The sequence below is a fragment of the Nonomuraea sp. NPDC049129 genome, assembly GCF_040648495.1.
Classification (GTDB): domain Bacteria; phylum Actinomycetota; class Actinomycetes; order Streptosporangiales; family Streptosporangiaceae; genus Nonomuraea.
This window is the reverse complement of the sequence record NZ_JBEZDU010000010.1, coordinates 386622-401172: the sequence shown is the minus strand read 5'-3', so window position 1 is coordinate 401172 and position 14551 is coordinate 386622. Positions and strand designations below refer to the sequence as shown.

Sequence of the window (14551 nt, the reverse complement as noted above, 5' to 3'; positions counted from 1 at the left end):
GTTACATTCCGAACCCGGAAGTTAAGCTTCCCAGCGCCGATGGTACTGCACTCGGGAGGGTGTGGGAGAGTAGGTCACCGCCGGACAATCTTTGAAGACGGAAAAGGGCTCCACGCACACGCGTGGGGCCCTTTTCCGCGTTTCAGAGACCTCACGCGTTGCGGGGCCTTGCGCGTTGTGGGGTTTTGCGCGCTGTGTGTGGGGCCCTTTTCTGCGTTGTTGGGTCGTGCGCCTTGCGCGTTGGGGTCCTTCTTTTGCGTTACGGGTCGGTACGGGTCGTTCCCGGGGGGTCGGGGGCGGAAGGGTTGTGCGGGAGGGTGGTGGCGCGCTGGGCTTGGTCAGGGCTTACGGGCGCCAGAGCGCTCGGCTCGTTCGCGGTGATGGGTTTCACGTCTTGGGCGTGGGGCCTTTTTTCGCGTTATGGGGCGTTGGGCCGTTCCCGGGCCTGGAGGGCTCGGCCCGCACGAGGCGGCCTGCCGGAGAGACGGCGAACGCGGGTAGGGACGGCTTGGCACGGGCCCACTTTTTGCGTTATGGAGTCAGGCGCCGTTCCCGGGCATTGCCGTTCCCGGGCTTTTCTGGGTTTCGGCCCTCGCGCCGCTCTCGGAGCCTCGAGGGCTCGGCCCGCATGAGGCGGCCTGCGGGAGGGACGGCGAAGGCGGGAGGGAGACGGCCTGGCGCGGGGGTCCACTTTTGCGTTTCGGGGTCAGGCCCTGTTCCCAGGCTTTTCTGCGTTCCGGGTCTCGCGCCGTCCTCGGGGCCTGGAGAGCTCGGCCCGCACGAGGCGGCCTGGAGGCGGCTTGCTGGAGCCGCGTCGAAGGAGCTGGAAGGACGGCTTGGCGCGTGGGGACCATTTTTGTGTTCCTGCACCTTTGGAACGCTCGTCGGAGACGAGAGGCCTTTGCCGGCGGCAACGGAGCATCCCGCGGATGAGGTCCCACACCACAGGCGACTTCGACGGGGACCTCAAGCGGGTTGGACGAGGATGGCGCGAGCCGGAACCGTGCGGCGTGGTTACTGGACGACCGTCTTCCTGCGTCGGTTCGGCATGGCGAACCTCAGATAGGCCGCCGGGATTTGCGGCTGACGTCTGAGAGCGGTAATCCACGGTCTCGTCATCGTGGTTTCCCTTGTCCTCTGCAGTGTCTTCGAGCGTGCGGAGCGATGTCGTGGAGGAAATGCCCGCGACCCGCCCTCCGGTTCGCGGCACGCAGATTCAGATCGACGGGGAGCTGACGGGGACGGTAATGCCGGAGTACCGCGGGTGGGTGACCATCCGTCAAACGGCCATGGAGTGTCACGGCTGGACGACCGGCCATGGAGTGTCACGGGTGGGCGACCGTCCGGCAGACGGCCGGCATCAACGACGCAAGCCGTCGGCCGTGCGGGTCGCGTACCGCGAGTTGCCAGCCCATTGCCGGCAAAGCCGGGCACCGAAACCGCTGATCATCAGGTGGTGGCGTGGGAGAGCGCTCCGTACGGTCAGTAGGGTTGAGGGGTGGACTTTCGTGCGGTTGAACGCGCGATCATGGAGCGAGGCGTCGAGTGGGACTTCGAGCCGACGCTGGACCGGATCGCGGCCCTCATGGACCTGCTCGGCTCGCCGCAGCAGGCATACCCTGTCGTACACATAGCGGGCACGAACGGTAAGACGAGCACGGCGCGCTTGACCGAGGCGCTGCTCAAGGAGCGCAATCTGCGTGTGGGCCGGTTCACGAGCCCGCATCTCGTCTCGGTGCGCGAGCGCATCACCGTTGACGGCGAGTCGCTGAGCGAGGAGCGGTTCGCCCAGGTATATGAGGAGATCGCCCCTTACGTTGAGCTCGCCGACACGCAGGGGCGGCGGATCCAGTTCTTCGAGTTGCTCACGGCCATGGCCTTCGCCGCCTTCGCCGACACTCCGGTGGACGTGGCGGTCGTCGAGGCCGGCATGGGCGGCTCCTGGGATGCGACGAACGTCGCGGACGGCACCGTCGCCGTCGTCACCCCGATCTCGCTCGACCATACCGACCGGCTCGGGCCCGACATCCCGAGCATTGCCGGGGAGAAGGCGGGCATCATCAAGCCCGGTGCCACGGCCATACTCGCCCAGCAGCAGCTCGAGGCCGCCGAGGTGCTGATGCGCCGGGCCGTCGATGTCGGCGCGGTGGTCGCCCGCGAAGGGCTCGAGTTCGGTGTGCTCGCCCGCGAGGTGGCGATGGGCGGACAACTGCTCACCCTGCGGGGCCTCAAGGGCGTCTACGAGGAGGTCTACCTGCCTCTCTATGGCGAGCACCAGGCGAGCAACGCGGCCTGCGCACTGGCCGCTGTGGAGGCTCTGACGGGGGGCGACGATCCGCTCGACGTGGAGCTCGTACGCCAGGCGTTCGCGGGGGCGTCCTCGCCGGGCCGGCTGGAGATCCTGCGCCGCAATCCCACGGTCGTCGTCGACGCGGCGCACAACCCCGGCGGCATGCAGGCGTCGCTCGAGGGCATGCAAGAGGCGTTCGACTTCGCCAAGGTCGTGGGCGTCGTCGCGGTGATGCGCGACAAGGATGTGGCTACCCTGCTCGACCTGCTGGAGCCGATTCTCGACGAGATCGTCGTCACGCGTAACTCCTCGCCTCGGTCGATGTCGCCCGCCGAGCTGGCGGAGGTGGCCATACCGCTGTTCGGAGAGGACAGGGTGCGGGTCGTCGAACGCCTCGACGAGGCCATCGACATGGGCATCGGCATCGCCGACGCCCAGGGTGAGTTCAGCGGCACGGGTGTGCTCATCACCGGCTCGGTCGTGACGGCCGGGGACGCGCGTCACCTGCTCAAGGCGGGGAGTGTGTGATGAACTTCCAGGTCACCCCGGGCATGCGCCGGCTCGGCGCCAGCGTTCTCGGCATGGAGGCCATCGTCGCCGCGCTGATTACGCCGGTGGCGATCAACAGCGGCGTTCAGACGGCGGTGGCGGTCACTGTCGGTATTGGGCTGGCGGTGCTGTGCGTGATCGTCGCCGGGCTGCTCAAGCGGCCCTTCGCGTACGTCGCAGGCACTATCCTGCAGGTCCTGGCCATCGGCACGGGGTTCCTCGTGCCGACGATGTTCTTCCTAGGGGTGATCTTCGCGGCGCTATGGATTACCGCGATATTCGTCGCTCGCCGTGTCGAGGGCGTGACTTCCCGCTAAAGTCGGCGAACATGGCCGTCCCCCCGATCCAGCGGTCCCCGAACGCACACAGCGCGGGACCCACCGCACGCGTCAGGTTCCCATGGTTGCTCGACTCGGTGCTCGGGCTGCTCATCATCGTCGCGTTGCCACTGGCGATGCTCGCGATCCCCAACACCGTGTCCGTGGTCTCGGGTCTGCTGCCCGAGGGCTTCGACAAGCTCGCGCTGATGCGCGCGCACGGGTTGGCGCTCCCGGCGATGATCCTCACGGTGCCGCTCGCCGCGGTGGCGCTGCGTCACGTCAAGGTCCCCCACATGCTGCTCGGCGGGCTCACGGTGCTCGCGCTGGCCGACGTCGCGGGCGGATTCGCGGGCTCGACGTTCCTGGTGGCGACGCTGCGCGTGCTGCACGGGATCGGCGCGGGCCTGCTCATCCCGGCCACGCTGGTCGCGGCCTGGGAGCGTTCCATGGCATTGCGGGCGATCTGGACCGGCATGCTCGCGTTCAGCCTGCTCGCCGCCCAGGCGCTCGCCTTGTGGCCGCTCGATCAGGTGAGCGACTGGAAGATCACGCTCCAGCCGTACCCGCTGCTGACGGGCATCGCGCTCGCGCTGGCAGCGGTCTACTTCGTCGTCTGGCTGCTGCAGGGCCAGCCGCCGATGCCCTCGCCACGGGCCGCCGAACGCAGCCGCTTGCTGCTCGCGAGCGTGCCCGCGGTGGGCATCTCGGTGGTGGCCATCAGCACCGCGAGCGAGGAGTGGGGGCCCGGCCTGGTCATCCTGCTGGCCGTGCTGGCGGTCGTCGCGCTGCTCGTGATGGCCTCCTTCGGCAGCCGTGAGGGCCGCACACTGGCGTACGTCATGGTCGCGGTCGGCATCGTGCTGCTCCCGAGCCTGGCCCAGATCACCTACGTGGAGATGCGTGGCCTCGGCGGTCCGGGCATGACCGGGCTGTGGATCCCGTTCGTGGTGGCGGGTGTGCTGGGGCTGGCCTCCGCCATCGCGGTGCGGCTGTTCGCCGGAGCGCGGTGGCTCGCGCCGATGGGGTTGCTGGCGATGGTGGTCGGTCTGTGCTCGGTGCGCGTCCTGGTGCCGGCCGCCGATGGGCTCGTGTTGGTGATCCCGTTCACTCTGCTGGCGGCGGGCGCGGCGGTGGCGCTCACGTCCGCGCTCAGCCAGTCGGGCATCGGGGCGGCGCTGTTCGGCCTGGCGCTCTGTTTTCCCGGTGTGCTGGCCGGTTATCTGCTGGCTACCGGGGTGCAGTTGATGATGCTGCGCGGGGTCACGGTGGCGCAGCAACTGGTGGACCGGTTTGTGGGCACGTTGCATCTGTGGTCGCTGATCGGCGGGTTCCTGGTGGTCGCGGTCATCGTCCTGGCGGAGCTGCTCTCGCGGCGCGCGGCTCCGGCCGATGAAGCATCTGAGGCAGATGAAGCGGCCGAGCCGACGGGCGGTGATTCGGCGCCTTCGCCGTCTTTGGTGTCTTCGCCGGATGCAGACGGTCATTCGGCGTCTTCGGCCTCTTCGGGGACTTCCACGGGCGCGGACGTGGTCGCGGAGGGGGCGGGGGAAGGCTCAGCCGCTGAGGCGGCGGTCCCTACGGTGAGGAGCCGCCGGTCTGAGCGCCGCGGGCCGACCATGGCGGTGGACGCCCTGGAGGTGCCCGCCCAGCCGGCAGCCGGGGCAGAGGATCGGCCTGCCGGGGCGATACCGCGCATCCCCGTGTCGCCCGACTCCTCCGGCGCGGCTGACCGGAATGTCGCGAGTGTGGAGGGGGTGGGTGAGGTGACCGGTCCTGTCCCACCTGTCCCGCCGCAGGCTCAATCGCCCGAGGACACCACTCCATAGCACCGACCCATCCGTAGCACCGGGTTGTGCTGGCCCGCCGGACCGGCCGGAGGCACGACCCATAGGACCCCGCGAAGGGCCGGCCCGTAGGATCCCGCGTGCGGCTGGCCTGTAGGACCGGTCCGTAGCACCGTTCCGTAAGGGCCTTGCGTGGAGCTGGTGTGTAGGACTGGTCGGTAGCACCGGCCCATAGGACCACAGGGTTGCGCTGGCCCGCCGGACCGGTCCGTAGGGCCCGCGTAGGGCGACCGCCCTGGGGGACCGGCCCGTAGGAGTGGGTTCCATGGACGGCCACCTCCCAGGCCGTTGGTCGATGGTGCGTTGCCGAGCGAGGCCTGTACAGGTGTGGCTGGCGCGAGGCGTGCCGGTGTGTGCGGCGTTGATGGGCTCGGTCGCGGCGAAACGGGGGAGCCGTCGTGGGCGGTAAGCTGAGCCGCAGCCACCTCGACGCGAGGGCCTGCGCCCCCGGGCCGATTCCCCGTGGAGCCAAGCCGGTGCATGTGGCCGCAGCCCCGAACCACACCCTGTTCGAAGGAGAACCTCAAGTGTCCGAGCGCACTCTTGTCCTGATCAAGCCCGACGGAGTGAAGCGTGGCCTCATCGGTGACGTGATCGCCCGCGTGGAGCGCAAGGGCCTGAAGGTCGCTGCGATGGACCTGCGCACTCTCGACGTCGACACCGCCAAGGCCCACTACGCCGAGCACTCCGAGCGCCCGTTCTTCGGCGAGCTCGTCGAGTTCATCACCTCGGGGCCGCTGGTCGCGCTGGTGCTGGAGGGGCCGCGCGCCGTCGAGGCGTTCCGCGCGCTGGCGGGGCTCACGGACCCGGTCAAGTCGGCGCCCGGCACCATCCGCGGCGACCACGCGCTGGAGATCGGCGAGAACATCGTCCACGGCTCCGACTCGCCCGAGTCGGCCGCGCGGGAGATCAAGATCTTCTTCCCCGACCGGTTCTAGTCTCTCCCGCTTCTCCTGCCCTCTCTGAGGTCTCCGCTTGCTCTGACGTCTCTGAGGTGCCGAGCGCCCGCCATGATGGCGGGCGCTTTTTTTGCGCAAATTTTGTCCGGTCCACCCGGCCGTGCGCGGCAGCGCGCGTCGGAGATATGACAGGCTTTTTGCGATCTTGTACGGCAAGCCCGGTGCACCCCACCCGCCGCACGGGGCCGGCGCCTGTCCAGGGGCACGCTCCTCCGGTGGAGGTGGCCGGGCGCCGTGACGTGCGCGCTGTGGGCCGTCTTCCGTGGATGGGGCCGGCCACGGTACAGAGGAGTTAGATCCCCAGGTGCCCGATGATCGGCCGCTGACGGTGGGTGGGTCAAAACGGTGCAAGACGGAGGCCCAATGTTGTCCTTCGCCTGCGGCGACATCGGGGCTCCCGGATGGGCTGAAGAATTTGTGGGGCACAGGGGGCTCATTGCGCGCCCTGGTGGGTAACGTCACGTTACGATTCGAATTCGATCCGTAGTCATTCGCGAACGACGTTACGGAAGGCTCCGTTCCCCATGGGCAGCAAGCTCGCGTTTCTCGGCCGTGATATGGCGGTCGACCTCGGCACCGCCAACACGCTGGTCTACGTGCGCGGCCGGGGCATCGTGCTCAATGAGCCGTCGGTCGTCGCGATCAACACTGCCACCGGGAAGATCGTCGCGGTCGGCATCGAGGCCAAACGCATGATCGGCCGGACGCCGGGCAACATCGTGGCCGTCCGGCCGCTCAAGGACGGTGTGATCGCCGATTTCGACGTCACTGAGCGGATGCTGCGCTATTTCATCCAGCGGGTGCACAAGAGGCGGCACTTCGCCAAGCCGCGCATCATCATCGCCGTGCCCAGCGGCATCACCGGGGTGGAGCAGCGGGCGGTGAAGGAGGCCGGATACCAGGCCGGGGCCCGCAAGGTCTACATCGTCGAAGAGCCGATGGCCGCGGCGATCGGCGCGGGGCTGCCGGTGCACGAGCCGACGGGCAACATGGTCGTCGACATCGGCGGCGGCACCACCGAGGTGGCCATCATCTCCATGGGTGGTGTGGTGACCAGCCAGTCCATCAGGGTCGGCGGCGACGAGCTCGACCAGGCGGTGATCACCTTCGCGAAGAAGGAGTTCTCGATCATGCTCGGCGAGCGCACCGCGGAGGAGATCAAGATGGCCATCGGCTCGGCGTGTCCCATTGGTGAGGACCTGCACGCCGAGATCCGCGGCCGTGACCTGGTGAGCGGCCTGCCGAAGACGGTCGTGGTGTCCGGCGATGAGATCCGCAGGGCGACGGAGGAGTCGGTCAACACCATCGTCGACGCCGTCAAGGTCACGCTCGACAAGTGCCCGCCCGAGCTGTCCGGCGACCTGATGGACCGTGGCATCGCGCTCACCGGCGGGGGCGCGCTGCTCAAGGGCATGGACGAACGCATCAAGACCGAGACCGGCATGCCCGTCCACCTCGTCGAGAACCCTCTCGACTCGGTGGCGCTCGGCTCGGGCAAGTGCGTCGAGGAGTTCGAGGCGCTGCACCAGGTGCTCGTACCGGAATCACGTCGCTGATGAGAGACTCCCGCCACGCCCGGCTGATCCTGGGGACGCTGCTCACGGTGGCGCTGGTCATCCTGACCGTCGACCACCGCGCCGGCGCGGCCTCGCCGCTGTGGCCACTGCGCACGGCCGGTTCGTGGTTCTTCGGTACGGTCGAGCAGGTCGGCGGCTCCGTGGTCCGCCCGGTCGGCGGCTTCTTCCACGCCATCGTCAACGCCCCCGCCGCCCAGGCCGAGCTCGACCGGGTCAAGGCGGAGAATGTCAGGCTGCGGGCCGGTCTGGCCGCGGGCCGGCTCGACGCCGCGCGCGCCGCGGAGCTGAAGCGGTTGCTCGGCGTGGCGGGGCTCGGCGGCTACAAGATCGTGACGGCGAACGTGGTCGCCAGGCGCGGCCAGCCCGGCTTCGAGGACGCCATCGAGATCGACGTCGGCACCTCCGACGGCGTACGCCCCGAGATGACCGTGCTCAACGGTGAAGGGCTGGTGGGCCGGGTCATCCAGGCGTCCGCCGACAGCTCGACCGTGGTGCTGATCAGCGACCCGGGCTCGGCCGCCGGCGCCCGGCTCGAAGGCGGCCAGGAGATCGGCGTCGTGCACGGGGTGGGGGAGAACGGGCGGCTTGTGCGGTTCCGGCTGCTGGACTCGACGGCGGCGATCACTCGTGGGAGTCGCATCGTCAGCTTCGGCTCCCAGCGCGGCGCGCCGTACGTCGCCGGGGTGCCGATCGGGGTGATCGAGCGGGTGGAGGCGACGCCGGGCGAGCTGACCCGTATCGCGTACGCCAGGCCGTACGCGGATCTGACCGCGCTCGACGTGGTCGGCGTGGTGGTGGGGGCGCCGGCGAAGGATCCGAGAGACGCCGTGCTACCACCCAAGGAGGAGCCGCGATGATCGTTGGGCTGTGCGTGCTGGCGGCGGTGTTGTTGCAGGTCATGCTCATCAACCGGCTGCCGCTGCCGGCCGGGGGAGCGCCCGACGTGGTGCTGCTCGTCGTGGTGGCGATGGCGCTGCTGCGCGGGCCGGCGGCGGGGGCGATCATCGGGTTCTGCGCGGGACTGCTGGTCGACATCGTGCCGCCCACGGCGCATCTGGTGGGCCAGTACGCGTTCGTGTTCGCGCTGGTCGGCTACGTGGCCGGGCGGGGCGTCGGCGGTCCGGCCACCACTGTCGTCCTGTGTGTGCTGATGGCGCCGCTGGTGTCGGCGGCGCTCGGCGGGCTGATCGCCGATCCGCGGGTGACGCTCTCGACGCTGACCGAGCAGGTGCCGGTGACCGTCGTCTACACGTTGATCCTCTCGCCGCTGGCGATCTGGCTGGTCACCCGTGAAAGGCCGCACCCGAGGTTCCCGCAATGATCAGGATGCGGACCCGGCTGGTCGTGCTGCAGGTGATCGTGATGGGCGTGCTGGCGGTGCTCAGCCTGCGGCTCTGGCAGGTGCAGGTGGTGCGGGGGCAGGAGCTGGTCACCAGGGCCACGGAGACCAGGACGCGGTCGGTGATCGTGCCGGCCGTGCGCGGGCAGATACTCGACTCCTCCGGGCGGCCGCTGGTGCGCAACCAGACCTCGCTGGTCGTCTCGGTCGACCGGACCGGGCTGATCAGGATGCCCGAGCAGGGGGTCCCGGTGCTGCGCAAGCTCAGCGAGGTGCTGGGACAGCCGGTCAAGCAGTTGCAGAAGCGCATCACGCCGTGCGGGCCCGGGGTGACCAAGCCCTGCTGGACCGGCTCGCCGTACCAGCCGATCCCGGTGGAGGAACGGGCCGACACCCGTCAGGCGCTGCAGATCCTGGAGCGGCAGGAGGAGTTTCCCGGCATCTCCGCCGAGATCCAGTCCGTCAGGCAGTACCCAGGAGGCAAGGCCGGCGCGCAGATGCTCGGCTACCTGCAGCCGGTCACCGAGGCCGAGCTGGCCAAGCGCGAAGGGCTGAAGGCCGCCTTCTCCGGCGTCGACCTGGTCGGGCGCGACGGCCTCGAGTACATCTACGACGACGAACTGCGCGGCAAGGCCGGGCTGCGGCGGGTGCAGGTCGACCGGATGGGCAAGGCCATCGGGGTGGAGGAGCAGGTGGCGCCCGTCAGCGGCGACAACCTGGTCACCAGCATCGACGCCCGCGTGCAAGACCTGGCCGAGCAGGCGTTGCAGCACGCGATGAAGAACGCCCCCAAGGCGGACGGCGCCGCGGCGGTCGTGCTCGAACCCGACACCGGCCGGGTGATCGCGCTGGCCAGCATGCCCGGCTACGACCCGGCCGTCTGGGCGGGCGGGATCTCCGACCGCGGCTACCAGCGGCTGCTGTCGGACGCCACGGGCAAGCCGCTGGTGTCGCGGGCGCTGAACGGGATGTTCGCGCCCGGTTCGACGTTCAAGGTGTCGTCGGTGACGTCCATGCTGCGGGCGGGCTATCCGCTGAACGGCACGTACGACTGCCCAGGGGCGGTCATGGTGGGCGACCGGGCCTTCCACAACTTCCACGGCATCGGCCTCGGCTCCATGAACCTGCACACCGCCCTGGTCAAGTCATGCGACACGATCTTCTACCGGGCGGGCTACGACCAGTGGCTGAAGGACGGCGGGCTCAATCCGAAGAAGGCGCCGAAGGAGGTGTTCGCCAACACGGCCAAGGCGTTCGGGTTCGGCAAGCCGACGGGCATCGACCTGCCGGGCGAGTCGGCCGGGCGCATCCCGGACCGCACCTGGAAGAAGAACATGTGGGCCCAGACGAGCGGCACCAGTTGCCGGCGCGCCAAGAGCGGCTATCCGGAGGTGGCCGACAAGTCGCGGGCGGAGTTCCTCAAGCGGCTGGCCAACGAGAACTGCCTCGAAGGCTTCCTGTTGCGGGCGGGTGACTCGGCCAACTTCTCGATCGGCCAGGGCGACGTGCTGGTGACGCCGCTCCAGCTGGCCAGGGCGTACGCGGCGCTGGTGAGCGACGGGAAGCTGCGCAGCCCGCGCATCGGCTGGGCCACGGTCCGGCCCGACGGCGCGCTGGTCAGGCGGATCGACGTACCGGTGGTCGGCAAGCTGCCGCTGTCGAAGAAGGAGCGCCTCTACATCAAGGACGCGCTCAGCGACGTGCCCTCTGACGGCACCGCGGCGGGGGCGTTCGCCGGGTTCCCGATGGACAAGGTGCGGATCGGCGGAAAGACCGGCACCGCGGAGGTGTGGGGCAAGGAGGACACCTCCTGGTTCGCCTCGTTCGCACCGGCGAACGACCCGCACTTCGTCGTGGTCGTCATGGTCTCGCAGGGCGGGATGGGCGCCTCCACTGCCGCGCCCGCCGCACGCGAGATCTACGAGGGCATCTTCGGTTTCGCCAAGAACAAGCCCGCGTTGCCCGCGGGCCGGCCGGTGTCCAAGCTGCCGAAGATCTCGGCCGATGGCACGGTGGCCGACGGCGGGACGGCTGATGGCGCGGTGGCCGACGGGTCCGATGGCGCGGTGGCGGGCGGCGCGGGCACCAGCGGCCCCGGGACAGACGGCCCCGGGACAGACGGCGCGGGGGCGGACGACGCGGGGAAGAGCGGCGCGGGGACAGACAGCGCGGGGACAGACGACGCGGGGAAACGTGGCGCGGGGAAACGCGGCGCGGGGAAACGCGGCGCGAAGACAGGTGACGCGGGGACGGGTGGCACCGTGGCGGGCGGAACAGGGGAGGACGGCAAGAGCAAGGGCACCAAAAAGGAGGGCGGCACGGAGGCGGGAGGATGATGGACCGCACGCTGATGGGCGGGCGGCGCTCGTTCGCCCGGCGGGCGGTGGGCGCGCAGTCGGCCATGTGGCGGCTGGACGGGGTGATGCTGGTCGCGGTGGCCGCGCTCTGCGTGATCGGCACGCTGCTGGTCTGGTCGTCGACCCGCACTTGGGCGCCCGGCTCCACGGGGCTGGTCAAGAAGCACGTACTCAACCTCTCCATCGGGACGCTGCTCTGCGCCGCGGTGACCGTCATCGACCATCGGGCGATGCGGGCGTACGCGCCTCTGGCGTTCCTGCTCTCGCTGGTCGGCCTGGGACTGGTGATCACGCCGCTGGGTGCGACGATCAACGGCTCGCACTCGTGGATCCTGCTGGGCGGCGGCTTCGCCGTGCAGCCGTCGGAGTTCGCCAAGCTCGGCCTGCTGCTCATCATCGCGATGCTGCTGGCCCAGCCCGGCGAGGGCAGCGATCGGCCGCGCGGGCTCGACGTCTGGCTGGCGCTGTTCGCCGCGCTGCTGACGATGGGGTTGGTGATGTTGCAGCCCGACCTCGGCACCACGCTCGTGCTGGCCGTGATCACGGCTGCCGGGCTGGTGATCGCGGGAGTGCGCAAGAGGTGGATCATCCTGCTGACGCTGATCGCCGGGGTCGGGGTGTTCTGCGTGTTCGCGTTCGGGATGCTGGAGCCGTACCAGGTCGCGCGGTTCACCGCGTTTCTCGATCCGCGCGTCGATCCGCGCGGCGTCGGCTACAACAGCACGCAGTCGCTGATCGCCATCGGCTCGGGGCAGTTGTTCGGCAAGGGGCTCTTCGACGGCGGGCAGACGACCGGCCGGTTCGTGCCCGAGCAGCACACCGACTTCATCTTCACGGTCGCGGGGGAGGAGTTCGGGTTTCTCGGCTCGCTCACCGTGGTGCTCCTGCTCGGCGTGGTGCTGGTGCGCGGGCTGAGGATCGCCCGGCTGTGCGAGGACAGGTTCGGCACGCTCGTGGCCGGGACGATCGTGTGCTGGCTGGCGTTCCAGACGTTCGTCAACATCGGCATGACCATCGGCATCATGCCGATCACCGGGCTGCCGCTGCCGTTCGTCTCGTACGGCGGCACGGCCACATTCGCCAATCTCATCTCGATTGGGCTTCTACAGTCGATCCGGATCCGCGAACAGTCGTTTAATTGACAGTATGTTCTTGGCCTACTGCGACGAGTGCGAGGAGCGCTTCCTCCTGCCCGCCAGCCACATCACCGCCGTACACAACCTCGCCAGCGGGGTCATCGCCATCGAGCTGACCTGCTACGAGGGACACAAACTGATCGTTCTCAGCGGCAACGACATCGACATCCCGGGACCTGCCACGGTCTGAGCGCCGCTAGTCTGGGTGTCATGACTGTCGAGTCGATTTTTCCCCGCCTGGAAGCGCTGCTGCCCAAGGTGCAGAAGCCCATCCAGTATGTCGGGGGTGAGCTCAACTCGACCGTGAAGGACTGGGACTCCACCGACGTGCGGTGGGCGCTGATGTATCCGGACGCCTATGAGGTCGGGCTGCCCAACCAGGGCGTCGCGATCCTCTACGAGATCCTCAACGAGCTGCCCGCCACGCTGGCCGAGCGGACCTACGCCGTCTGGCCCGACCTTGAGGCCCTCATGCGCGCGGAGGGCATCCCGCAGTTCACCGTGGACGCCCATCGGCCGGTGCGCGCCTTCGACGTGCTGGGCCTGTCGTTCTCCACTGAGCTCGGCTACACCAACATGCTGACCGCGCTCGACCTGGCCGGCATCCCGCTGCTGGCCGTCGAGCGCGGCGACGACGACCCGATCGTGCTGGCGGGCGGTCACGCGGCCTTCAACCCCGAGCCGATCGCCGACTTCCTCGACGCCGCCGTGCTCGGCGACGGCGAGCAGATCGCGATCGCCATCTCCGAGGTCATCCGCGAGTGGAAGGGCGAGGGCAGCCCCGGCGGGCGCGACGAGCTGCTCATGCGGCTGGCCGAGTCCGGCGGCGTCTACGTGCCGAAGTTCTACGACGTCGACTACCACCCCGATGGCCGCATCACGCGGGTCGCGCCCAACAGGCCCGACGTGCCGTGGCGGGTGCACAAGCACACGGTCATGGACCTGGACGAGTGGCCCTATCCGAAGAAGCCGCTGGTGCCGCTGGCCGAGACCGTGCACGAGCGGTTCAGCGTGGAGATCTTCCGCGGCTGCACGCGCGGCTGCCGTTTCTGCCAGGCGGGGATGATCACCCGCCCGGTCCGCGAGCGGTCGATCACGACGATCGGCGCCATGGTCGAGAACGGCATCAAGGAGTCCGGCTTCAACGAGGTCGGTCTGCTGTCGCTGTCGTCCGCCGACCATTCGGAGATCGGCGAGGTGGCCAAGGGCCTGGCCGACCGCTACGAGGGCACCAACACCTCGCTGTCGCTGCCCTCGACCCGCGTCGACGCGTTCAACATCGACCTGGCCAACGAGTTCTCCCGCAACGGCCGGCGCTCCGGTCTGACCTTCGCCCCGGAGGGCGGGTCCGAGCGGATGCGCAGGGTGATCAACAAGATGGTCACCGAGGAAGACCTGATCCGCACGGTCACCACCGCCTACTCCCAGGGCTGGCGGCAGGTGAAGCTCTACTTCATGTGCGGGCTGCCCACCGAGACCGACGAGGACGTGCTCGGCATCGCCGACCTGGCCAAGAAGGTCATCAAGGCGGGCCGCGAGATCACCGGCTCGCGCGACATCCGCTGTACGGTCTCCATCGGCGGATTCGTGCCCAAGCCGCACACGCCGTTCCAGTGGGCCGGCCAGGCCGACCACGAGACCGTCGACCGGCGGCTCAAGGCGCTGCGTGACTCGCTGCGTGGCGACAAGAATTACGGCCGGGCCATCGGCTTCCGCTACCACGACGGCAAGCCGTCGATCGTGGAGGGCCTGCTGTCGCGCGGTGACCGCCGGGTCGGCGCGGTGATCCGGGCCGTCTGGGAGGACGGCGGGCGCTTCGACGGGTGGAGTGAGCACTTCTCCTACGAGCGCTGGATGGCCGCGGCCGAGAAGGCCGGCGTCGACGTCGACTGGTACACCGTGCGCGAGCGCGAGGAGAACGAGGTCCTGCCCTGGGACCACCTCGACGCCGGGCTCGACCGCGAATGGCTCTGGCAGGACTGGCAGGAGGCCGTGTCCGGGAGCGAGGTCGAGGACTGCCGCTGGACTCCGTGCTACGACTGCGGCGTCTGCCCGACCATGGGGACGGAGATCCAGATCGGCCCGACGGGTAAGAAACTTCTTCCTCTCACGGTGGTCTAGCCGCGCTGAGTGCGCGGCCCGTACCTCGCCGTACATGATCTGGGACGTTGAGTCTCCGG

General features: G+C 69.2%; 11 protein-coding genes and 1 rRNA gene. All 12 read left to right on the top strand.

The window, feature by feature from the left end; all coding sequences use genetic code 11:
- Positions 1 to 86 (top strand): 5S ribosomal RNA (gene rrf / locus AB0B64_RS31675); the annotation flags it as partial.
- 1442 nt (positions 87 to 1528) lie between these two features.
- A complete protein-coding gene (locus AB0B64_RS31670) occupies positions 1529 to 2818 on the top strand; it encodes a folylpolyglutamate synthase/dihydrofolate synthase family protein (protein ID WP_357941452.1) in 1290 nt (429 codons plus the stop codon).
- The gene (locus AB0B64_RS31665) at positions 2818 to 3156 is read left to right on the top strand and encodes a DUF4233 domain-containing protein (RefSeq protein WP_357648052.1); all 339 of its coding nucleotides are present in this window, start codon (positions 2818 to 2820) and stop codon (positions 3154 to 3156) included. Before AB0B64_RS31670 ends, AB0B64_RS31665 begins: the two co-directional genes overlap by 1 nt.
- Positions 3157 to 3167: 11 nt before the next feature.
- Positions 3168 to 4985, top strand: coding sequence for a hypothetical protein (locus tag AB0B64_RS31660; protein WP_358181234.1), 1818 nt, complete (start codon positions 3168 to 3170; stop codon positions 4983 to 4985).
- A gap of 545 nt (positions 4986 to 5530) precedes the next feature.
- Positions 5531 to 5941: a nucleoside-diphosphate kinase gene (gene ndk / locus AB0B64_RS31655; RefSeq protein WP_214642928.1), complete on the top strand. Its 411-nt coding sequence runs from the start codon at positions 5531 to 5533 to the stop codon at positions 5939 to 5941.
- A gap of 545 nt (positions 5942 to 6486) precedes the next feature.
- A complete protein-coding gene (locus AB0B64_RS31650) occupies positions 6487 to 7518 on the top strand; it encodes a rod shape-determining protein (RefSeq protein ID WP_357939777.1) in 1032 nt (343 codons plus the stop codon).
- Positions 7518 to 8396 (top strand): rod shape-determining protein MreC, encoded by an 879-nt coding sequence (mreC, locus tag AB0B64_RS31645; protein ID WP_357939779.1) that lies wholly within the window; start codon positions 7518 to 7520, stop codon positions 8394 to 8396. The genes AB0B64_RS31650 and mreC overlap by 1 nt, the downstream gene beginning before the upstream one ends.
- Positions 8393 to 8860 (top strand): rod shape-determining protein MreD, encoded by a 468-nt coding sequence (mreD, locus tag AB0B64_RS31640; RefSeq protein ID WP_357939781.1) that lies wholly within the window; start codon positions 8393 to 8395, stop codon positions 8858 to 8860. Before mreC ends, mreD begins: the two co-directional genes overlap by 4 nt.
- Positions 8857 to 11214 (top strand): penicillin-binding protein 2, encoded by a 2358-nt coding sequence (gene mrdA, locus AB0B64_RS31635; RefSeq protein WP_358181237.1) that lies wholly within the window; start codon positions 8857 to 8859, stop codon positions 11212 to 11214. The genes mreD and mrdA overlap by 4 nt, the downstream gene beginning before the upstream one ends.
- Positions 11211 to 12377, top strand: a complete 1167-nt coding sequence (gene rodA / locus AB0B64_RS31630) for a rod shape-determining protein RodA (RefSeq protein WP_357939786.1) — start codon at positions 11211 to 11213, stop codon at positions 12375 to 12377. Before mrdA ends, rodA begins: the two co-directional genes overlap by 4 nt.
- 4 nt (positions 12378 to 12381) lie before the next feature.
- Entirely contained in the window at positions 12382 to 12561 is a 180-nt protein-coding gene (locus AB0B64_RS31625; protein ID WP_357648066.1) for a hypothetical protein, read from the top strand.
- Between the two features lie 20 nt (positions 12562 to 12581).
- Positions 12582 to 14492: a TIGR03960 family B12-binding radical SAM protein gene (locus AB0B64_RS31620; RefSeq protein WP_358181240.1), complete on the top strand. Its 1911-nt coding sequence runs from the start codon at positions 12582 to 12584 to the stop codon at positions 14490 to 14492.
- Positions 14493 to 14551 lie beyond the last annotated feature (59 nt).

Bases quoted from the DNA above. Each gene is read 5' to 3' on its own strand.
- AB0B64_RS31670 (WP_357941452.1), top strand. From the start codon at position 1,529: ATGGAGCGAGGCGTCGAGTGGGACTTCGAGCCGACGCTGGACCGGATC.
- AB0B64_RS31665 (WP_357648052.1), top strand. From the start codon at position 2,818: ATGAACTTCCAGGTCACCCCGGGCATGCGCCGGCTCGGCGCCAGCGTT.
- AB0B64_RS31660 (WP_358181234.1), top strand. From the start codon at position 3,168: ATGGCCGTCCCCCCGATCCAGCGGTCCCCGAACGCACACAGCGCGGGA.
- AB0B64_RS31650 (WP_357939777.1), top strand. From the start codon at position 6,487: ATGGGCAGCAAGCTCGCGTTTCTCGGCCGTGATATGGCGGTCGACCTC.
- mreC (WP_357939779.1), top strand. From the start codon at position 7,518: ATGAGAGACTCCCGCCACGCCCGGCTGATCCTGGGGACGCTGCTCACG.
- mreD (WP_357939781.1), top strand. From the start codon at position 8,393: ATGATCGTTGGGCTGTGCGTGCTGGCGGCGGTGTTGTTGCAGGTCATG.
- mrdA (WP_358181237.1), top strand. From the start codon at position 8,857: ATGATCAGGATGCGGACCCGGCTGGTCGTGCTGCAGGTGATCGTGATG.
- rodA (WP_357939786.1), top strand. From the start codon at position 11,211: ATGATGGACCGCACGCTGATGGGCGGGCGGCGCTCGTTCGCCCGGCGG.
- AB0B64_RS31625 (WP_357648066.1), top strand. From the start codon at position 12,382: ATGTTCTTGGCCTACTGCGACGAGTGCGAGGAGCGCTTCCTCCTGCCC.
- AB0B64_RS31620 (WP_358181240.1), top strand. From the start codon at position 12,582: ATGACTGTCGAGTCGATTTTTCCCCGCCTGGAAGCGCTGCTGCCCAAG.